The sequence below is a fragment of the Variovorax sp. OV329 genome (genome assembly GCF_900114785.1).
Taxonomy (GTDB): domain Bacteria; phylum Pseudomonadota; class Gammaproteobacteria; order Burkholderiales; family Burkholderiaceae_C; genus Variovorax.
In genome coordinates, this window is the sequence record NZ_FOUG01000003.1 from 459,928 (window position 1) to 479,031 (window position 19,104).

17 protein-coding genes are annotated in these 19,104 nt (G+C 65.7%); 15 read left to right on the forward strand and 2 right to left on the reverse strand.

The genetic code is table 11. The annotated features are described in order from the left end of the window. The first annotated feature begins 3 nt into the window (after positions 1 to 3). The 10 genes from BM345_RS07330 (at position 4) to ntrC (ending at position 10,281) form a co-directional block, all read left to right on the forward strand. Positions 4 to 735 (forward strand): pseudouridine synthase, encoded by a 732-nt coding sequence (locus BM345_RS07330; RefSeq protein WP_093377227.1) that lies wholly within the window; start codon positions 4 to 6, stop codon positions 733 to 735. A gap of 80 nt (positions 736 to 815) precedes the next feature. Beyond that, entirely contained in the window at positions 816 to 1,823 is a 1,008-nt protein-coding gene (locus BM345_RS07335; RefSeq protein ID WP_093377230.1) for a YncE family protein, read from the forward strand. After that, positions 1,810 to 2,607 carry a polysaccharide deacetylase family protein gene (locus BM345_RS07340; RefSeq protein ID WP_093377232.1) on the forward strand — a complete coding sequence of 266 codons (798 nt, stop codon included), beginning with the start codon at positions 1,810 to 1,812 and terminating at the stop codon, positions 2,605 to 2,607. Before BM345_RS07335 ends, BM345_RS07340 begins: the two co-directional genes overlap by 14 nt. Before the next feature lie 24 nt (positions 2,608 to 2,631). Beyond that, a complete protein-coding gene (locus tag BM345_RS07345) occupies positions 2,632 to 3,621 on the forward strand; it encodes a sterol desaturase family protein (protein ID WP_093377369.1) in 990 nt (329 codons plus the stop codon). A 46-nt stretch (positions 3,622 to 3,667) separates the two neighbouring features. After that, positions 3,668 to 4,543, forward strand: coding sequence for an EI24 domain-containing protein (locus BM345_RS07350; protein WP_093377371.1), 876 nt, complete (start codon positions 3,668 to 3,670; stop codon positions 4,541 to 4,543). Further along, positions 4,543 to 5,367 carry a competence/damage-inducible protein A gene (locus BM345_RS07355; RefSeq protein WP_093377373.1) on the forward strand — a complete coding sequence of 275 codons (825 nt, stop codon included), beginning with the start codon at positions 4,543 to 4,545 and terminating at the stop codon, positions 5,365 to 5,367. Before BM345_RS07350 ends, BM345_RS07355 begins: the two co-directional genes overlap by 1 nt. Before the next feature lie 146 nt (positions 5,368 to 5,513). Further along, a complete protein-coding gene (glnA, locus tag BM345_RS07360) occupies positions 5,514 to 6,929 on the forward strand; it encodes a type I glutamate--ammonia ligase (RefSeq protein ID WP_093377235.1) in 1,416 nt (471 codons plus the stop codon). Positions 6,930 to 7,060: 131 nt separating this feature from the next. Beyond that, a complete protein-coding gene (locus tag BM345_RS07365; RefSeq protein ID WP_093377237.1) occupies positions 7,061 to 7,588 on the forward strand; it encodes a hypothetical protein in 528 nt (175 codons plus the stop codon). Between the two features lie 36 nt (positions 7,589 to 7,624). Continuing rightward, positions 7,625 to 8,701 (forward strand): nitrogen regulation protein NR(II), encoded by a 1,077-nt coding sequence (gene glnL / locus BM345_RS07370; protein WP_093377240.1) that lies wholly within the window; start codon positions 7,625 to 7,627, stop codon positions 8,699 to 8,701. A gap of 23 nt (positions 8,702 to 8,724) precedes the next feature. Next, positions 8,725 to 10,281 (forward strand): nitrogen regulation protein NR(I), encoded by a 1,557-nt coding sequence (ntrC, locus tag BM345_RS07375; protein WP_093377242.1) that lies wholly within the window; start codon positions 8,725 to 8,727, stop codon positions 10,279 to 10,281. Positions 10,282 to 10,291: 10 nt separating this feature from the next. On the opposite strand, the gene BM345_RS07380 is transcribed toward ntrC, so the two are convergent. Next, entirely contained in the window at positions 10,292 to 10,822 is a 531-nt protein-coding gene (locus tag BM345_RS07380; RefSeq protein WP_093377376.1) for a hypothetical protein, read from the reverse strand. 73 nt (positions 10,823 to 10,895) lie between these two features. Then, positions 10,896 to 11,669, reverse strand: a complete 774-nt coding sequence (gene xth / locus BM345_RS07385; protein WP_093377245.1) for an exodeoxyribonuclease III — start codon at positions 11,667 to 11,669, stop codon at positions 10,896 to 10,898. Positions 11,670 to 11,956: 287 nt separating this feature from the next. Here xth and BM345_RS07390 point away from each other — a divergent pair, with 287 nt between their 5' ends. The 5 genes from BM345_RS07390 (at position 11,957) to tssC (ending at position 19,097) form a co-directional block, all read left to right on the forward strand. Beyond that, entirely contained in the window at positions 11,957 to 12,487 is a 531-nt protein-coding gene (locus BM345_RS07390) for a DUF4136 domain-containing protein (RefSeq protein ID WP_093377248.1), read from the forward strand. 385 nt (positions 12,488 to 12,872) lie between these two features. Then, entirely contained in the window at positions 12,873 to 13,865 is a 993-nt protein-coding gene (locus BM345_RS07395; RefSeq protein ID WP_093377250.1) for a fasciclin domain-containing protein, read from the forward strand. A gap of 393 nt (positions 13,866 to 14,258) precedes the next feature. Further along, positions 14,259 to 16,937 carry a type VI secretion system ATPase TssH gene (gene tssH, locus BM345_RS07400; RefSeq protein WP_093377253.1) on the forward strand — a complete coding sequence of 893 codons (2,679 nt, stop codon included), beginning with the start codon at positions 14,259 to 14,261 and terminating at the stop codon, positions 16,935 to 16,937. A gap of 94 nt (positions 16,938 to 17,031) precedes the next feature. Next, positions 17,032 to 17,571, forward strand: coding sequence for a type VI secretion system contractile sheath small subunit (tssB, locus tag BM345_RS07405; RefSeq protein WP_093377256.1), 540 nt, complete (start codon positions 17,032 to 17,034; stop codon positions 17,569 to 17,571). 38 nt (positions 17,572 to 17,609) lie between these two features. Further along, positions 17,610 to 19,097, forward strand: coding sequence for a type VI secretion system contractile sheath large subunit (gene tssC, locus BM345_RS07410; RefSeq protein WP_093377258.1), 1,488 nt, complete (start codon positions 17,610 to 17,612; stop codon positions 19,095 to 19,097). Positions 19,098 to 19,104 lie beyond the last annotated feature (7 nt).

A 19,104-nucleotide genomic window follows, 5' to 3' on the forward strand; every position in this document is an offset into this window, starting at 1 on the left:
TCGATGCAACTGCAGGAGATCTTGTATACGCAGGGCTTCGGCACCCGGCGCGTCTGCGCCGGGCTGGTCCAGCAGGGCTATGTGACGGTGGAGGGCGCGCCGGTGGACGACGCCTTCGCCGACTTCGATGCCGTCGACGGCCTGGCCTACACCGTCCAGGGCACGCCCTGGATCTACCAGTCCAAGGCCTACCTGATGCTGCACAAGCCGGCGGGCACCGAGTGTTCGCAGAAGCCTTCGACCTACCCCAGCATCTACACCCTGCTACCCGCGCCCTTGCGCCAGCGCCCCAACAAGGGCGCGGTGCAGGGCGTGCAGGCCATCGGACGCCTGGACCAGGACACGACCGGGCTGCTGCTGCTCACCGACGACGGCCAGTTCATCCACCGGATGGGCTCGCCCAAGCACCACGTGCCCAAGGTGTACGAGGTGAGCGCCAAGCATCCGGTGGACGACGCCCAGGTGCAGAAGCTCCTGGCCGGGGTGGTGCTGGACGACGATCCCAAGCCGGTGCGGGCCGCCGCCTGCGAGGCCACCGGGCCGAACGCCCTGCGCCTGACCCTGACGGAAGGCAAGTACCACCAGGTCAAGCGCATGCTGGCCGCCGTCGGCAACCGGGTGGAAGGCCTGCACCGCTCCAGGATCGGCGACCTGGCCCTGTCCGGCGAGCTGGCCCCCGGCCAGTGGCGCTGGCTGGCACCGAGCGAAGTGGAGGCGTTGCGCCAGCGCAAATAGCCGCCGAAAGGAGGGCCTGCGAGTCATCGAAAACCAAGGGTGGAACGTTAGACTCGGTGCCATCCTTTTCGGAAATTCCAGTGCGTTTCCCATCTCACCTGAAAGGCCGCTTCGCGGCCTTTTTCCTGTCCGCCGCAGCGGCTTCCAGCGCCTTCGCCGTCCCGGCAGCGTCCGATCTGCCGCCGGCCCCGATCCTTGTCCTCAATTCCCTGGACGCTTCCGTCAGCGTGATCGATCCCGTCAAGTGGACCGAAACCCAGCGCATCGGCACCGGCAAGGAACCGCACCACATCTACCTGACGCCCGACGAGAAGTCGGTCATCGTGGCCAATTCCGCCAGCGACTCGCTCACCTTCCTGAACCCGCGCACCGCCGAGGTCCAGCGCGTGGTCAGCGGCATCGTCGACCCCTACCACCTGCGTTTCTCGCCGGACATGAAGTGGTTCGTCACCGCCGGCAACCGCCTCAACCACGTGGACGTCTACAGCTGGGACGGCAAGGACGTGAAGCTGGTCAAGCGCATCGCCACGGGCAAGACCCCCAGCCACATCTACATCGACGGCAAGAGCACCACCGCCTTCGTCACCATGCAGGACAGCGACGAGCTCATTGCCGTCGACCTGGCCAGCCAGAGCATCCGCTGGCGCGTGAAGACCGGCCCGATGCCGGCCGACATCTTCGGCGTGCACCAGGACAAGACCCTGCTGGTGGGCCTGACCGGCGGCGACGGCGTGCAGGTCTTCGACGTGGCCGGCCCCGAGCCCAAGGCAGTGGGCATCCTTCCCACCGGCAAGGGCGCGCATGCCTTCCGCTCCATGGGCGACGGCAAGACCGTGCTGGTGAGCAACCGGGTGGCCAACACCATCAGCCGCATCGACACCGCCAGCCTGAAGGTGGTCGACACCTTCGCCGTGCCCGGCGGCCCCGACTGCATGGACGTGTCGGCCGACGGCAAGACCCTGTACGTGACCTCGCGCTGGGCCAAGAAGCTCAGCGTCGTCGACATGACGACGCGGCAGGTGGTGCGGCAGATCAACGTGGGCCGCTCGCCGCACGGCGTCTGGACGCTGGACCATGCGAGCCGCTAGGCGCCTCCTCGCCACCGCCGCGCTGAGCGGGGTGGCGGTTCTGGCGCAGGCGCAGGGCACTTGCGCCAAGCCGGTCTACCTCACCTTCGACACCGGCCACATGGGCGTCGCTTCCCTGGTGGCCGAGGTGCTCAAGCGCCAGGACGTGAAGGTCACCTTCTTCGTGGCCGCCGAGCGCACGCAGACCGGCGGCGACAGCCTGGACAACAGCTGGAAGCCCTGGTGGGCCGCCCGCGCTGCCGAGGGCCATGAATTTGCTTCCCATACCTACGACCACGTCTACTGGCGTGGCGATGTGAAGGGCGTGGAGCCGCGCTTCCGCGTGCGTCCCACGGCTGGCGGCCTGGCCAACCGCGAGTTCACCTGGACCGCGGCCCAGTACTGCGAAAACATCACCAAGGCCTCCGAGCGCATCGAGTACCTCAGCGGCAAGAAGCCGCTGCCGCTGTTCCGCGCGCCCGGCGGCAAGACCTCGCCGCGCTTCCTTGCCGAGATGAAGAAGTGCGGCTACGAGCACGTGGGCTGGGCGCCGGCCGGCTTCCTGGGCGACGAGTTGCCCAGCGAGACCCACAGCAATGCAGCCCTGCTGCTGCAGGCACTGCAGAACATCCGCAGCGGCGACATCCTGCTGGCCCACCTGGGCATCTGGTCGCGCCAGGACCCCTGGGCGCCGGCCGTACTGGAGCCGCTCATCACCGGCCTGAAGCAGGAGGGCTTCTGCTTCCAGACCCTGCGCCAGCATCCGGCCTACCGCGACTGGATCGCGGCGCACGCCGTCAACTGAGGCAAGGCAGGGGACGCGCACATGCTGCTGGACGCCTTCACCGACGAGTTCGCCGCCATGCAGGGCTGGCTGTTCGAGCACGCGGTGGAACCGGCGGTGTTCCACCTGGGCTTGAGTGGCTACCTGGAAGACGCCTTCGACGCCACCGGGTGGCTGCTGGTCGGCCTGATCCAGATCGCCATCCTGCTGGCCATCATCGGGCCGCTGCAGCGCTGGCGGCCGGTCGATGCCGTGACGGACCGGGCGGCGATCCGCACCGACATCCTCTACACCCTGCTGCACCGCCTGGGCCTGTTCCCGCTGGCGATGTTTTTCGCCCTGCAGCCCTTCTTCGACGGCGTGGTCGGCCCCATGCGCACGGCCGGCTGGAGCGGATGGCAGCTGGACGCCATCCTGCCGGGCGTGACGGACATCCCCTGGGTGTCCTTCCTGCTGTACCTGGTGGTGCTCGATTTCATCGACTACTGGATCCACCGCGGCCAGCACGGCTTGCGCTGGTGGTGGAGCCTGCATGCGCTGCACCACTCGCAGCGGCAGATGACCATGTGGTCCGACAACCGCAACCATCTGCTGGATGACGCACTGCGCGACTGCATCATCGTGGTGGTGGCGCAGCTCATCGGGGTGGCGCCGGGGCAGTTCATCGCGCTGGTGGCCATCACCCAGCTGTCCGAAAGCCTGCAGCACGCCAACCTGCGCCTGTCCTTCGGCGCCATCGGCGAGCGGCTGTGGATCAGCCCGCGTTTCCACCGCCTGCACCACAGCGTGGGCATCGGGCACGAGTCGTCTTCCGACCCGGTCGTGTCCCAGCGCCTGGGCGGCCACAACTTCGGCGTGCTGCTGCCCTGGTGGGACGTGCTTTTCGGCACCGCCAACTTCGAGATGGACCGCTACGACCCCACCGGCATCCGCGACCAGGTCGAGCCTGATGCACAAGGCCGCCTGCGCAACTACGGCAGCGGCTTCTGGGCCCAGCAGTGGCTGGGCCTGATGCGGCTGGCCGGCCGCGGCTGACCGCCGGTAGCCGGCGCGACACCGGCTCGCGCTATCCTCGTCGATGATGCGATCTTTGCTCGACTCCTTCTGGCGCGCCGTCGCCTACTGCCTGCATCCTCGCGTGATCGTTCTGTCGATCGCGCCGCTCATCCTCATGGTGCTGTTGGCCGCGGGCCTGGGTTACTTCTACTGGGAGCCGGCCGTGGCCTGGATGCGCGAGGCGCTGGACGCCTGGCCGATCCTGTCCAGCCTCTGGGGCTGGATCGAGCGCGCCGGCGCCACCGACGTGAAGGCCGTGCTGGCGCCACTGGCGGTGGTGTTCGCCGCCACGCCGATCATCGTTGTGCTGTCGCTGCTGATCGTCTCCGGCCTGATGGCGCCGGCGCTCACCCGCCTGGTGGCGCAGCGGCGCTTTCCGGCGCTGGAGGAGAAGAAGGGTGCCTCCTTCATCCTCAGCATGTTCCGCTCGCTGGGCATGACGCTGCTGGCCGTGGTCGCCCTGGTGGTGTCCATGCCGCTGTGGCTGGTGCCGCCGCTGGTGCTGGTGCTGCCGCCGGTGATCTGGGGCTGGCTGACCTACCAGGTGATGAGCTTCGATTCGCTGGCCGAGCACGCCAGCCGCGAGGAGCGCCACACCGTCCTGCGCATCCATCGCTGGAATCTGTTCGGTATCGGCATCCTGTGCGGCCTGCTGGGCGCTGCGCCCAGCGTGGTGTGGGCCTCGGGCCTGCTGTTTGCCGCTGCCTTCTTCGTGCTGGCGCCGCTGGCGATCTGGATCTACACGCTCGTGTTCGCCTTTTCCGCCCTGTGGTTCGCCCACTACTGCCTGGACGCCCTGGCGCAGCTGCGCGCAAGCCGGGCGGCCGCCCAGCCGCCCCAGGGCAGCCTGCCGGCGCAGGAGATCGGCCCCGCCGCTGCTGCCCAATGGGGAGCCCCCTGATGAGCCAAGTTCAAGAAAATTCCAATCCCCAGCCCTTCGGCCTGATCGTCATCGGCGACGAGATCCTCTCGGGCAAGCGCATCGACAAGCACATGCCCAAGGTGATCGAACTGCTGGCCGCGCGCGGTCTGCCGCTGGCCTGGGCCGAGTACGTGGGCGACGACCCGCAGCGCATCACCGAAGCGCTCAGGCGCGCCTTTGCTTCGGGCGACGTGGTGTTCTCCACCGGTGGCATCGGCGCCACGCCTGATGACCACACGCGGCAATGCGCCGCTGCCGCGCTGGGCGTGCCGCTGGCGCTGCACCCGCAGGCCGAGGTGCTGATCCGCGAGCGCATGCAGGACACCGCCCGGGAGCAGGGCGTTGCCTACGAGGCCGACCGCCCGGACAACATCCACCGCCTGAACATGGGCGTGTTCCCGGAAGGCGCCGAGATCATCCGCAATCCCTACAACAAGATTCCCGGCTTCAGCGTCAACAAAGTGCATTTCGTGCCGGGTTTTCCGGTCATGGCCTGGCCGATGATCGAATCCGTCCTGGACGGGCTGTATTCGCACCTTTTTGCGGCGCCCCGGATCAGTGAAAAATCGATCATCGTGTTCGGGGGCATGGAGGCCACCCTGACCCCGCTGATGGTCGACATCGAGACCCGCTATCCCGGCATCAAGGTCTTCAGCCTGCCCAGCGTGGACCACCCGCAGTACGGTCGCCACATCGAATTGGGCGTCAAAGGGCATCCGGATCGGATCGAAGCGGCCTACACTTCGCTGCTCGACGGTTTGCACGGCTTTGACGCGAAACTCGGACCCGAATTGGTGCGCTGAAAGCCTAAGCACCGTTTTGGGATTTCACAGCACTTTATTGGTGCATTGAACCCGCGCCAGCCCGCTGCCCGACCCCGGACCCAATGGCACAGAACCTGCATTCTGGGCCTTCGTTTACTCACTACCCATCCAACCAGGAGAATTTGATGGCCAAGACCGTCGCCGATGTACTCAAACTCGTGAAGGAAAACGAGGTCAAGTTCGTCGACTTCCGCTTCACCGACACCCGCGGCAAGGAACAGCACGTGACCGTGCCGGTCTCGCACTTCGACGAAGACAAGTTCCAGTCTGGCCATGCCTTCGACGGCTCGTCCATCGCCGGCTGGAAGGGCATCGAAGCCTCCGACATGCTGCTGATGCCCGATCCGAACACGGCTGTCATCGACCCCTTCTTCGAGGAAACCACCCTCAACCTGACCTGCGACGTGCTGGAGCCGGCCGACGGCAAGCCTTACGAACGCGACCCCCGCTCCATCGCCAAGAAGGCCGAGGCCTACCTGAAGGCATCGGGCCTGGGCGACACCGCCTTCTTCGGTCCCGAACCCGAGTTCTTCATCTTCGATGACGTGCGCTGGAAGGCCGACATGTCGGGCAGCTTCGTCGAGATCGACGTTGATGAAGCCCCCTGGAACACCGGCAAGAAGTACGAAACCGGCAACTCCGGCCACCGTCCCACCGTCAAGGGCGGCTACTTCCCGGTTCCCCCGGTCGACAGCACGCAGGACATCCGCGCCGAGATCTCGCTGGTGCTCGAATCGCTGGGCATTCCGGTCGAGGTGTTCCACCACGAAGTGGCCGGCGCCGGCCAGAACGAGATCGGCACCAAGTTCTCGACCCTGGTCGAGCGTGCCGACTGGACGCAGAAGCTCAAGTACGTGATCTGGAACGTCTGCCACGCCTACGGCAAGACGGCCACCTTCATGCCCAAGCCCATCCAGGGCGACAACGGCTCGGGCATGCACGTGCACCAGTCGATCTGGAAGGATGGCAAGAACCTGTTCGCCGGCGACGGCTACGCCGGCCTGAGCGATACCGCCCTGTACTACATCGGCGGCATCATCAAGCACGCCCGTGCCCTGAACGCCATCACCAACCCCGGCACCAACAGCTACAAGCGCCTGGTCCCCGGCTTCGAAGCCCCGGTGAAGCTGGCCTACTCGGCCAAGAACCGCTCGGCCTCGATCCGCATCCCCTTCGTGAGCAACCCCAAGGGCCGCCGCATCGAAGCGCGCTTCCCCGATCCGCTGGCCAACCCCTACCTGTGCTTCTCGGCCCTGCTGATGGCCGGCCTGGACGGCATCGAGAACAAAATCCACCCGGGCGAAGCCGCCACGAAGGACCTGTACCACCTGCCGCCGGAAGAAGACGCGCTGGTGCCCACCGTCTGCCACAGCCTGGACCAGGCGCTGGAGTACCTCGACAAGGGCCGTGCCTTCCTGACCAAGGGCGGCGTGTTCACCGATGCCTTCATCGATGCCTACATCGACCTGAAGATGCAGGAAGTGACGCGCTTCCGCATGGCGCCGCACCCGGTCGAGTTCGACATGTACTACTCGCTGTAACCGGCGCCCACTTCGGGTAAGAAGAAAGAAGGACGGCGTATGCCGTCCTTCCTTTTTTGTGGGGCTTTGCCTCTGGCGCAGCGAGCGAATTGCATCAAAATGCGTCGATTGCGGACCCACTGCCCAAGACCATGAACACACGTCACTACACGCTCCTGTTGGCCGTTTCGCTGGCTGCCCTGGCCGCGCAGACCCATGCCCAGAGTGGCCGCGTCTGGCGCTGCGGCAACGAGTACACCAACGACGCCAACGTTGCCCAGCAGCGCGGCTGCAAGATCATGGAAGGCGGCAACGTCACCGTGGTGCAGTCCCCGCGCTCCACGGTGACGGCCTCCAGCCGCAGCAGTTCTGCCGCCAGCTCGCCTCCCGGCAGCCCGCGCGTGGACAGTGCCGACCAGCGTGCCCGCGACACTGATGCCCGCACTGTGCTCGAGTCGGAGCTGCGCAAGGCCGAGTCCAAGCAGACCGAGCTGCTCAAGGAATACAACAACGGCCAGCCCGAGAAGCAGGGCTCCGAAGGTCGCAACTACCAGAAGTACCTGGACCGCACGGCCGAGATGAAGGCGCAAATCGACCGCAACGAGAGCGACATCGCCGGCATCCGGCGCGAACTCGGCCGCCTGGCGCCGCCCGCGGCGGCGGCGCCCACGCAGAACTGATGACGAGGGCGCATGCGATTGCGCCGAGGGCCTGAGATGGCATTCGGCAAACCCTCTGCGCCCACCAAGCGCTTCCAGGCCTTCGACCTGCTGGCGACCTTGATCGCCGTGGTGAAGACCGACGGCTCGGTGCTCTTCGCCAACGCCGCGCTGGAAGACGCGCTGGGCACTTCGCGCCGCACGCTCGAAGGCTCGCAGTTCGGCGCCTGCTTCAACGAGCCCCAGGTGCTGCGCACCGCCATCGAAGGCGCGCGCGCCAACGACTTCGCCACGCTGCGCTACGAGGCCTTCCTGCGCCGGGTCAACCACGAGCTGCTGCCGGTGCAGGTCACGCTCGCGCAGGCGGAAAAAGCGGGCGAACTGGTGGTCGAGATGTCGGCGCTGGAGCAGCAGGTGCGCCAGGACCGCGAGGAGCGCCTGCTGGACCAGGCCAAGGCCAACAAGGAGCTGATCCGCAACCTGGCGCACGAGATCAAGAACCCGCTGGGCGGCATCCGCGGTGCGGCCCAACTGCTGCAGATGGAAGTGGAATCACGCGACCTGATCGAATACACCCAGGTCATCATTCACGAGGCCGACCGGTTGCAGACGCTGGTCGATCGCCTGCTGGCGCCGCATCGCAAGCCGCACGTGGTGGGCGACGTGAACATCCACGAAGTCATCGAGCGGGTGCGCTCGGTGATCCTGGCGGAGTTTCCGCGCGACCTGTACATCGATCGCGACTTCGACCCCTCCATTCCCGAGTTCCGCGGCGACCGCGAGCAGCTCATCCAGGCCACGCTGAACATCGCGCACAACGCGGCGCAGGCGCTGGCCGAGCGCCGCGCGGCGGGCGATGCGCAGATCACCTTCCGTACCCGCGTCGCGCGCCAGGTGATCTTCAACAAGCAGTGGTATCGATTGGCACTGGAATTGCATGTCATCGACAATGGACCGGGTGTGCCGGATGCCATCAAGGACCGGATCTTTCTTCCCCTCGTCTCCGGGCGGGATGGTGGAACGGGGCTTGGACTGACACTGGCACAGACTTTCGTGCAGCAGCATCACGGCGTGATCGAGTGCGACAGCGTTCCGGGCCGAACCGATTTCAAGATATTGATACCGCTGCCCTAGCAGCCCAGGCAACAAGGAACTAAATGAAGCCGATCTGGATAGTTGACGACGACCAATCGATCCGCTTCGTACTCGAGAAGGCGCTGCTGCGCGAAGAGCTGCCCACCCGCAGCTTCACCAACACCCGCGAAGTCCTGGCCGCCCTCGATGCGGCCGCCGACGACGAGAGCCAGGGCCCGCAGGTCCTGGTCAGCGACATCCGCATGCCGGGTGGTTCGGGCCTGGAACTCCTGGACAAGATCAAGCAGAAGCACCCGGGCCTGCCGGTCATCATCATGACCGCCTACTCCGACCTGGACAGCGCGGTTTCCGCCTTCCAGGGCGGCGCCTTCGAATACCTGCCCAAGCCCTTCGACCTGCCCCGCGCAGTGGAGCTGATCCGCCGCGCGGTGGACGAGAGCCAGCGCGAGGAAGTGGCCGAGGAACGCATGGTGGAAGCGCCCGAGATGCTCGGCCAGGCGCCCGCCATGCAGGACGTGTTCCGCGCCATCGGCCGCCTGTCGCAGAGCAACGTCACCGTGCTCATCACCGGCGAGTCGGGCTCGGGCAAGGAACTGGTGGCGCGCGCACTGCACAAGCATTCGCCGCGCGCGAGCGGTCCCTTCGTCGCCATCAATACCGCGGCCATCCCCAAGGACCTGCTGGAGAGTGAACTCTTCGGCCACGAGCGCGGCGCCTTCACCGGCGCGCAGACCATGCGCCGCGGGCGCTTCGAGCAGGCCGAGGGCGGCACGCTCTTTCTCGACGAGATCGGCGACATGCCCTTCGATCTTCAGACGCGCCTGTTGCGCGTGCTGTCCGACGGGCACTTCTACCGCGTGGGCGGCCACAATGCCGTGAAGGCCAACGTGCGCGTCATCGCCGCCACCCACCAGGACTTGGAGCAGCGGGTGAAGGTCGGCGGCTTCCGCGAGGACCTTTTCCATCGGCTCAACGTCATTCGCCTGCGCCTGCCCGCGCTGCGCGAGCGGCGCGAGGACGTGCCCGCGCTCACGCGCCACTTCCTGCAGCAGAGCGCCAAGCAATTGGGCGTGGACCCCAAGCGCATCTCCGACGCGGCGCTGGCCCAGCTTTCGGGCTTCGGCTTTCCCGGCAACGTGCGGCAGCTGGAGAACATCTGCCACTGGCTCACGGTGATGGCGCCGGCCCAGCTCATCGAGCCCAAGGACCTGCCGCCCGAAGTGCTCGTTGGCGCAAGCGGTGAGGCGTCCCTGCCTTCGCTCACTGCCGCGTCGGCCAGCCATGTGCTGGCGCCCGAGCGAGAGCTGGTCGGCGAGCTGCCGGCTTCGCTGACGGCCCCTGCCCAGGTCGTTCCGGCCATGAGCACGCAGTCTCCGTCCGCGTCGTCGGCCTCATGGGAAAGCGGCCTGGAGCAGGAGGCGCAAGCCTTGCTGGCCGCTGGCCGGCACGATGTGTGGGATGCGCTGACGCGCCGCTTCGAATCGCGCCTGATCCTCACCGCATTGGCCAACACCCGAGGCCGGCGCATCGAGGCCGCGCAAAAGCTCGGCATTGGCCGCAACACCATCACACGCAAGATCGCGGAACTGCACCTCGACCGCGACGCGACGGCCGAGTAGCTGAGCGCCTTCAGCGGCTGCGCTGGCCCTTGGTCAGCGTATCCAACTGGAAGCGCCCGCTGCGGTCCCACAGCCAGGTCTCGACGTAGGTATGGGCGCCCACGTTGCTGGGCGGGGCGGGCAGGGGTCCCGCATCCATCACCAGTTGCGCGATCATCGGCGGCACCTCGGGCGCGTGCGAGGGCGTGCGGCTGAAGGTGACCTTCTTGATCGTGCCGTCGGCGTTGACGTGCGTCTCGACCACCACCACCGCATACACCAGTGGCGGGATCTTGCCGGGGTAGATGCGCTTGGGGTACTTCTTGTAGATCGCGTTGGCGCCCACCTTGCGGTAGGCCTTGATGGCCGGCGACTGGACGGTGATGGTGCTGTCCTCCGGCGCGGCGGGCACCTCGTCCGCCTTGGCACCGGGGGGTGTCGCTTCGGCTGCACCCTGTTGCTGCTGTTGAAGAGCCGTGCAGGCCGACAGGCCCCAGGCCAGCACGAGGGCCGGCACCAGCAGACCCAGAGGTTGGTGTTTTTCGTCGTTCTTGCTGCGCATGGTGCGCGGCATTGTGCGCCGACTGCGGCCCGTTGAACATGCGCGCCGGCCTACGGCGCGCTCGCCTTGCGGCCTACAGTTCGAGGATCACCGGCGCGTGGTCGCTGGGCTTGGGCCACTTGCGTGGCACCCTGTCGATGACGCAGGACTTCACCCTTGGCACCAGCGGCTGGCTCACCAGGATGTGGTCGATGCGAAGGCCGCGGTTCTTCTGGTAGCCCAGCATGCGGTAGTCCCACCACGAGTAGCTCTTCTCGGGCTGCTCGAAGAGCCGGAAGCTGTCCACCAGGCCCAGATCCAGCAGCGCCTTGAAGTGATTGCGCTCCTCGGTCGTGTGGTGGATGGTCTCGCGCAGGCCCTCGGGGTCGAAGCTGTCGCGGTCTTCCGGCGTGATGTTGAAGTCGCCCAGCAGCACCAGTTCGGGATGCGTGGTGAGCTCGGTGCGCAGCCAGTCGCGCAGCGCGTCCAGCCAGCGCATCTTGTAGGCAAACTTGTCGCTGCCCGGTTCCTGTCCGTTGACGAAGTAGCCGTTGACCACGCGCAGCGAGCCCTCGGGCGTGTCGACGGTGGCGCTGATCACGCGCGAGTGCTCGTCGGTGAGGCCACCGATGTTGCGCAGCACGTCTCGCGCCGGCGTGCGGGTGAGAATGGCCACGCCGTTGTAGGTCTTCTGTCCGAACACCGCGGCCTGATAGCCGGCGGCGCCGAGCTCCATCAGTGGGAACTTGTCGTCGCTGAGCTTGAGTTCCTGCAGGCACAGCACGTCGACCGGATTGGCCGCAAGCCAATCGAGTACGTGTTGCAGGCGGGCAGTGAGGGAATTGACGTTCCAGGTGGCGATTCGCATGAGCGGTTCGAGTGGTTGTCGGGCAGCTTGCCGCTGCCTGTCGTGAATGGATCTACTGTTGCGCAGGCCGTCGCCGGGCTGCGCCAAGAGGCGCTAGCGTACCGCAGCGGCCGCTGTACTGGCCACGATCCCTGCGTTCTAGAATCCGGCCCAGCCAGCGACACTGCCAAGAGGGTGCTGCCAGCCAGGCAGATCAACACAACGACACTGAATTGGCGATGCGACAACCGCCTTCACGGGGCATGGCCGCGTGGAGCGCAGGGCAGAGCCCGCAAGGAGTTCACAGCATGAAGCCTCATATTGGCGCCCTCATTCTGGCCGGCCTGCTGGCCGCCTGCAGCAACACACCGACCGTCAAGACGGACTCCGATCCGGCGGCGCGCTTCAGCGCCTACCGGACCTACACCTGGATCGCCAAGCCCACCGGCGGCTCGCCTCTGACGCAGCAGCGGATCGCCGACGGCATCGACGCCAAGCTCAAGGCCAAGGGCTGGCAGCTCGCACCCGACGGCGATGTTCGCATTGCAGCGCACGTCGCCACGCAGGAGCGCAGGGACTACACCACGTACTACAACACCATGGGCTACGGCTGGGGCTGGGGTGGCTTCGGTCCGGGCGTCGCGACGACGACCGCCTACACCTACGAGGTCGGCACCCTCGTGGTCGACATGTTCGACGCGGGAACGAAGCGTGCCATCTGGCGGGGCACCGCGACTGCGACGCTGCCGGACAACAGCGATGCAACCCCGGCGCTGCTGCAGGCTTCGCTCGACAAGATGTTTGCCGACTTCCCGCCCGGCTCGGCACCGGCCAAGTAGGTAGGCCTGCGACTGCCTTTCGTTCGGGCCGCTGCGGACGAATCGGGTGGCTGTGTCGCGGACGTCCTTCTTCAAGCGGCACATCATCCTGATCCAGCCCATCCATGGGCATTCACGATCACGACAGCCCTCCACGGGTCGCCGCGGTGGAGCGCGTTCCTTTTGATTTGCCCAATGAAGCAGCCGATGTTGCGCATCGCAGAGCGCCACCGATGGCCCCGGCTGCTAAAGCAGGAGCGCGGATTGCGGTATCAGCCAATGCCTACACGCGCCGTCACGCGCTTGGACGCATGTCCTACCTGCCTGCGCGTCCGATCCTTGCGGAGAGTGGCTGCCGCGCGGCCCATCCTTGCTCCACCCTCATTCCAACATCAGGAGCATTGCCATGTCGAATCTGCTAACACGCCGTCGTCAACTCATCGCCTATGGCGCTGCCACCTTGGGAGGGGCATTGTTCCTGCCGGGTTGTGGTGGCGGCGGAGACGACAAAACCATCGGCACGCAAGTCAATGAGGCCAAGAGCATCATGAACCAGGCCGAGTCCCGGCCCAATCTCAGCATCTTCGTGGAGGCGGTCAACGCTTGCGGCCTGCACGACCAACTCGACAAGTCCGGCAGCAACACGGCGTTTGCACCCACCAACGATGCCTTCACCGCCCTGCTGGGCGAACTGGGCCTCAGCAAGGACCAGCTCTTTGCCGACAAGACGACGCTCACTGCGGTGGTGAAGTTCCACATCCTGGGCCGCGTCTTGTTCACCGAGGCCGTCGTGGAAGGTCACGCCATCGACAACATCGGTGGCGGCTTCTTCAAGATCGACAAGACGAACAATGTCTTCACGGCCACCGATGGCCGCAATCGCGTCTGCACGCTCATCGGCACCGACGTGACGGCGCTGAACGGCGTGCTGCACACCCTCGACAAGGTGATGCTGCCGGCCAACCTGGACATCGTGCAGACCTGCCAGCAGAGGCCCAGCATTGCGCCGGAATGCACGACCGCGCTGCAGTGCATCCAGGCAGCGGGCCTCACCGATACGCTCAAGCAACCCGGTGCAGTGACCTTCTTCTGCCCGACCAACGCCGCCTTCACGGCCGTGCTCGTCGAGCTGAACATCACGTTGGCTGTCCTGCTGGCCGACTCCGCCCGGTGCAGGAAGATCATGACTTGCCACATGGTGCCGCAGCGCAAGTTCAAGAGGGAGTTCGTCGCTGGCCAGGCCGTGGCCACCGTACAGGGCACGACCATTCAGGTCAACGCCAACTTCCAGGTCATCGACGTGCGCGGTCGCGTCTGCAACCTGTCGACGCCGGACGTCATCAACACCAACGGTATCGTTCACGTGTGCGACAAGGTGATCCTGCCGCAGGACGCCTGAGCAGCGAGATCCTGACTCCGCTTGGCGCCTGAGGCGAGGCGCCAGGTTGCGGCTCGACGCTTGGGGCGGTCGATGGGCCCGAAAGGCACCATGGGCCGCCCTATTTGCGTTGAGCGGATGCGGCGCAACGTACCCGCACCAGTGATCGATGCGCGCCGCCCCAGAACTTTCTGCGCAGACCCTCGGAAAGTTCGCTGAATGCCGTTGTCTTCGGGAATCTGGTGAATTCATCACAACGCTCCCGCCACCGCTCGCTATGCTGATCAAAAACACATAGGAATAGCGGCAGGGAGGCCGATGAACAGCGAACATTCATTGCGAATGCTGCAGTGGACCGGGCGGCATGAAGCTGCACGATCCGGCGCGAGCAAGACGTCGACCTGAGGGGGCACGATGGCCATCTCACGTCGAGCGCTCTTCGGCAAACTCAACACGACCCTCTTCAGGGCCATCGAGTCGGCCACTGCTTTTGCCAAGCTGCGCGGCAATCCGTACGTCGAACTGGTGCACTGGCTGCATCAGCTCTGGCAATCGGGTGATGGCGACTTTCAGCGCATCTGTCGCCACTACCAGGTCGAGCCGCAGCGCCTGGAGCGCGACATGGCGCAGGCCCTGGCCGAACTGCCGTCGGGCGCTGCGTCGCTGAGTGACTTCTCACACCACCTGAGCCTGGCGGTCGAGCGTGCCTGGATCCTCTCCAGTCTCGAGTTCGGCGGGCGCTGCATTCGTGGTGGCTGGCTGATGGCCGCAATCTTGCAGACGCCCGAACTGCGCAGCGTCCTCACGGGCATCTGTCCGGCATTCAGGTCGATGCCAGGCGACCAATTGATGGACGTGCTTCCGGCCGTCACGGCGGGTTCGCCCGAACAGGACGAAGGCCCTCATGACGGCTCGGGCCTGGATGTCGTGGCGCCGGGTGAAGCCAGTGGGGCCTTGGTGCAGCCGTCTGCATCCGGACGATCCGCCCTTGTCGCGTACTGCCTGGACCTGACGCGTCAGGCGAAGATCGGAAAGATCGATCCGGTGATCGGCCGCGATCATGAGATCCGGACGATGGTCGACATTCTTCTGCGCCGGCGCCAGAACAATCCCTTGCTCACGGGCGACGCCGGGGTCGGGAAAACAGCCGTCGTCGAAGGGCTCGCCCTGGCCATTTGTTCGGGAGAGGTGCCAGAAGCGCTGCGCGGCGTGCGACTGCTCAGCCTGGACTTGGGCGCAATGCTCGCAGGCGCCAGCATGCGCGGCGAATTCGAGTCCCGCCTGAAAGGCCTGCTGGAGGAGGCCGGTCAGTCGCAAGAGCCGGTGATCCTCTTCATCGACGAGGTCCACACGCTGGTCGGTGCAGGCGGGCAGTCCGGCACCGGCGATGCGGCCAACCTGCTCAAGCCCGCGCTCGCCCGCGGAAACCTGCGGACCATCGGCGCGACCACCTGGAGCGAATACAAGCGCCATATCGAGAAAGACCCTGCGCTGACACGCCGATTCCAGGTGCTGCAGGTGCCCGAGCCCGAGGAGCCCGGCGCCATCGAGATGGTGCGTGGCCTGGTCCCGGTCTTCGCGGCACATCATGGCGTGGCGGTGCTCGACGAGGCGGTCCGCGCGGCAGTGAGCCTCTCTCACCGCTACATTCCCGCACGTCAACTGCCGGACAAGGCGATCAGCCTGCTCGACACAGCCTGTGCGCGTGTCGCCATGTCGCTTCAGTCGCCGCCAGCAGCAGTGATGCATTGGCGCCAGCAGATCGCCGCATTGGAAGCCGAGCGCTCTCTTCTGGCGCAGGAAGGCGTGCTCGCGCGTGGCAGCGAGGAGCGGGCCGTGCGCCTGAAGGCCCTCGGCGAGCGGGCCGGTTCCGCTGCCGCCGCGCATCGCGAATTGGAAATGAAGTGGCATGCCGAACTCGCGCTGGTTCGCAGGATGCAGGAATTGCTTGGCAAGCGCGAGTCCAGTGCGCCGACCCCGGCCGAGGGACTGCCCGTGCTCGAGCGTCGTCTTGCCGAACTCCAGACAGAAGCACCGTTGGTCTTCCCGCTGGTCGACGAAAGCGTGGTTGCGGCGGTCGTTGCGGACTGGACTGGCATTCCAGTGGGGCGCATGGTGCGCAACGAGCTTGCCGCGGTTTCAGGCCTCCAAGGCACGCTGGCACAGCGTGTCATCGGCCAGCCGCATGCACTCGCGCAGATCGCGCGGCGCGTTCAGATGGCGCGGGCGGGATTGACCGATCCGCACAAGCCGGTGGGCGTCTTCATGCTGGTGGGGCCCTCGGGGGTCGGGAAGACCGAGACGGCGCTTGCCCTGGCCGAGGTCATCTACGGCGGCGAGCAGAACCTGATCACCATCAATATGAGCGAGTTCCAGGAGCCGCACAGCGTCTCCACGCTCAAGGGAGCCCCGCCTGGGTACGTCGGCTATGGTGAAGGCGGGGTGCTCACCGAAGCCGTGCGGCGCAAGCCCTACAGCGTCGTGCTGCTCGACGAAGTGGAGAAGGCGCATGCGGATGTCCACGAGATCTTCTTCCAGGTCTTCGACAAAGGCTGGATGGAGGACGGCGAAGGCCGCCGCATCGACTTCAGGCACTGCACCATCCTGCTGACCAGCAATACGGGCTCGGAGTTGATTGCGAGCCTGTGCGAGGACTCCGCCCTGGTCCCCGAGTTCGACGCTCTGCAAGAGGCGTTGCAGCCGGCCTTGCGTGAAGTCTTTCCTGCTGCATTCATTGGGCGCCTGTGCGTTGTGCCCTATCTGCCGCTAGGCGCTTCGGCCTTGGGCGACATCGTGTCCTTGCACTTGAACCGCGTCGCGGACCGCATGCACGAGAACCATGGGATCCAGTTCGACTACACGGATGCCCTGGCGCGCCATGTCATCGAGCGCTGCGGCACCCATGAAAGCGGCGCGCGACGCCTGACGGGCTACATCGAGCAGAAGGTTTTGCCCGTTCTGGCGGGACATTGGCTCGACGCGCTCCAGAACCAGCAAAAGATCGTTCGATTGGTCGCGGACCTCGCGCCGGTTCCAGTCGACTCGTCCAGCAGAGGAGGAGGCGTCATCACCTGTCAGATCGAGTTCGCATGACTGCTCTCCTTGAAGCCGGCAGCAGCGCTGCCGCCAGGGACCCCACCTATCCGTCAACCGCCGTTTCAACGACCCAACCAGGACTTCAACCCAAATGGCCAGCAGCAACAGTCAGAAATTCATTGCCCGCAACCGGGCGCCGCGTGTGCAGATCGAGTACGACGTGGAAATCTACGGCTCCGAAAAGAAGATCGAACTGCCCTTCGTCATGGGCGTGCTCGCCGACCTGTCGGGCAAGCCGGTCGAGCCATTGCCGCCGGTCGGTGAGCGCAAGTTCCTGGACGTCGACATCGACAACTTCGACGAGCGCATGAAGGCGATCCAGCCGCGCGTCGCTTTCGCCGTGCCCAACACGCTGTCCGGTGAAGGACAGCTCATGGTGGAGATGAGCTTCGAAAGCATGGACGATTTCTCGCCGGCCGCCGTGGCGCGCAAGGTGGAGCCCTTGCGCCAGTTGCTCGAGGCGCGCACCCAACTCTCCAACCTGCAGACCTACATGGATGGCAAGGCGGGTGCCGAGGCCTTGATCAACAAGCTCATGCAAGACCCCGCGCTTCTGAAGTCGCTGGCTGCGGCGCCCAAGCCGGAGGGCGCCGTCCACGGTGAAGCGCCCGCGCCGTCGATTGCCAACTGATCACGGTCGATCAACAACAAATTTCCAGGGAGGAAATCATGCAAACGAACGCACAAGGCCAGGCAACGAGCCGCGCTGTCCACGCAGACATTTCGGACTTCTCGTCCTTGCTCGACAAGGAGTTCAAGCCCAAGACCGACGAGGCCCGCGACGCGGTCGAGGGCGCCGTGCGCACCTTGGCCCAGCAGGCGCTCGCCAACGCGGTGACCATCAGCGACGATGCCTACAGCAGCATCGAGGCCATCATCGCGGAGATCGACCACAAGCTCTCGGAGCAGATCAACCTGGTGCTGCACAAGGAGGAGTTCCAGAAGCTGGAGTCCGCGTGGCGCGGCCTGCATCACCTGGTGTTCAACACCGAGACCGACGAGCAACTCAAGATCCGCTTCATGGACATCTCCAAGGACGAGATGCGCCGCACCATGCGCCGCCACAAGGGCATTGCGTGGGACCAGAGCCCCATCTTCAAGCGTGTGTACGAGGAAGAGTACGGCCAACTGGGCGGCGAGCCCTACGGTTGCCTGGTGGCCGACTACTACTTCGACCACACGCCGGCGGACGTCGAGATGCTGGGCGCCATGGCGAAGATTGCTTCTGCGGCCCATGCACCCTTCGTCGCAGGGGCGGGGCCATCGCTGCTGGGCATGGAGTCCTGGCAGGAACTCGCGAACCCGCGAGATCTGGCCAAGATCACCTCCAACCTCGAGCACGCGCCGTGGAACTCGCTGCGCGACACGGAGGACGCCCGCTATGTCGGCCTGGCCATGCCGCGCTTCCTGTCGCGGGTGCCCTACGGTGCCAAGACGAATCCCGTGGACGAGTTCGACTTCGAAGAGCAGACCGACGGCGCCGACCACCGCAACTACGTCTGGAGCAATGCGGCCTACGCCATGGCGGTCAACATCAACCGCAGCTTCAAGCTCTACGGCTGGTGCACCATGATCCGCGGCGTCGAGTCGGGCGGCACGGTCGAAAGCCTGCCCTGCCACACCTTCCCCACCGACGACGGCGGCTTCGACATGAAGTGCCCGACCGAAATCGCGATCTCCGACCGCCGCGAAGCCGAACTCGCCAAGGCCGGCCTCATTCCGCTGGTGCATCGCAAGAACACCGATCACGCGGCCTTCATCGGCGCGCAGTCGCTGCAGCGTCCGCAGGAGTACATGGACCCGGATGCCACGGCCAATGCCAACCTGTCCGCGCGCCTGCCCTACCTGTTTGCCAGCACGCGCTTTGCGCACTATCTCAAGTGCATCGTGCGCGACAAGGTGGGCAGCTTCAAGGAGCGCGACGAGATGCAGACCTGGCTCAACGAGTGGATCATGAACTACGTCGACGCCGACCCCGTCAACTCCTCGCAAGAGACCAAGGCACGCCGGCCGCTCGCTGCGGCTGAAGTGGTGGTGGAGGACATCGAAGGCAATCCGGGCTTCTACAGTGTTGAGTTCCATGCAATCCTGACCCGGCATTTCCATCCAATATTGACCCACCCTCTTTGCGAGCCTGGTGGCTCACGGTGTGGATAAGTTCTTG

What these genes read in the sequence shown, in the direction of transcription:
- BM345_RS07330 (WP_093377227.1), top strand. Translation starts at nt 4, where the DNA reads ATGCAACTGCAGGAGATCTTGTATACGCAGGGCTTCGGCACCCGGCGC.
- BM345_RS07340 (WP_093377232.1), top strand. Translation starts at nt 1,810, where the DNA reads ATGCGAGCCGCTAGGCGCCTCCTCGCCACCGCCGCGCTGAGCGGGGTG.
- BM345_RS07350 (WP_093377371.1), top strand. Translation starts at nt 3,668, where the DNA reads ATGCGATCTTTGCTCGACTCCTTCTGGCGCGCCGTCGCCTACTGCCTG.
- BM345_RS07355 (WP_093377373.1), top strand. Translation starts at nt 4,543, where the DNA reads ATGAGCCAAGTTCAAGAAAATTCCAATCCCCAGCCCTTCGGCCTGATC.
- glnA (WP_093377235.1), top strand. Translation starts at nt 5,514, where the DNA reads ATGGCCAAGACCGTCGCCGATGTACTCAAACTCGTGAAGGAAAACGAG.
- BM345_RS07365 (WP_093377237.1), top strand. Translation starts at nt 7,061, where the DNA reads ATGAACACACGTCACTACACGCTCCTGTTGGCCGTTTCGCTGGCTGCC.
- glnL (WP_093377240.1), top strand. Translation starts at nt 7,625, where the DNA reads ATGGCATTCGGCAAACCCTCTGCGCCCACCAAGCGCTTCCAGGCCTTC.
- ntrC (WP_093377242.1), top strand. Translation starts at nt 8,725, where the DNA reads ATGAAGCCGATCTGGATAGTTGACGACGACCAATCGATCCGCTTCGTA.
- BM345_RS07380 (WP_093377376.1), bottom strand. Translation starts at nt 10,822, where the DNA reads ATGCGCAGCAAGAACGACGAAAAACACCAACCTCTGGGTCTGCTGGTG.
- xth (WP_093377245.1), bottom strand. Translation starts at nt 11,669, where the DNA reads ATGCGAATCGCCACCTGGAACGTCAATTCCCTCACTGCCCGCCTGCAA.
- BM345_RS07390 (WP_093377248.1), top strand. Translation starts at nt 11,957, where the DNA reads ATGAAGCCTCATATTGGCGCCCTCATTCTGGCCGGCCTGCTGGCCGCC.
- BM345_RS07395 (WP_093377250.1), top strand. Translation starts at nt 12,873, where the DNA reads ATGTCGAATCTGCTAACACGCCGTCGTCAACTCATCGCCTATGGCGCT.
- tssH (WP_093377253.1), top strand. Translation starts at nt 14,259, where the DNA reads ATGGCCATCTCACGTCGAGCGCTCTTCGGCAAACTCAACACGACCCTC.
- tssB (WP_093377256.1), top strand. Translation starts at nt 17,032, where the DNA reads ATGGCCAGCAGCAACAGTCAGAAATTCATTGCCCGCAACCGGGCGCCG.
- tssC (WP_093377258.1), top strand. Translation starts at nt 17,610, where the DNA reads ATGCAAACGAACGCACAAGGCCAGGCAACGAGCCGCGCTGTCCACGCA.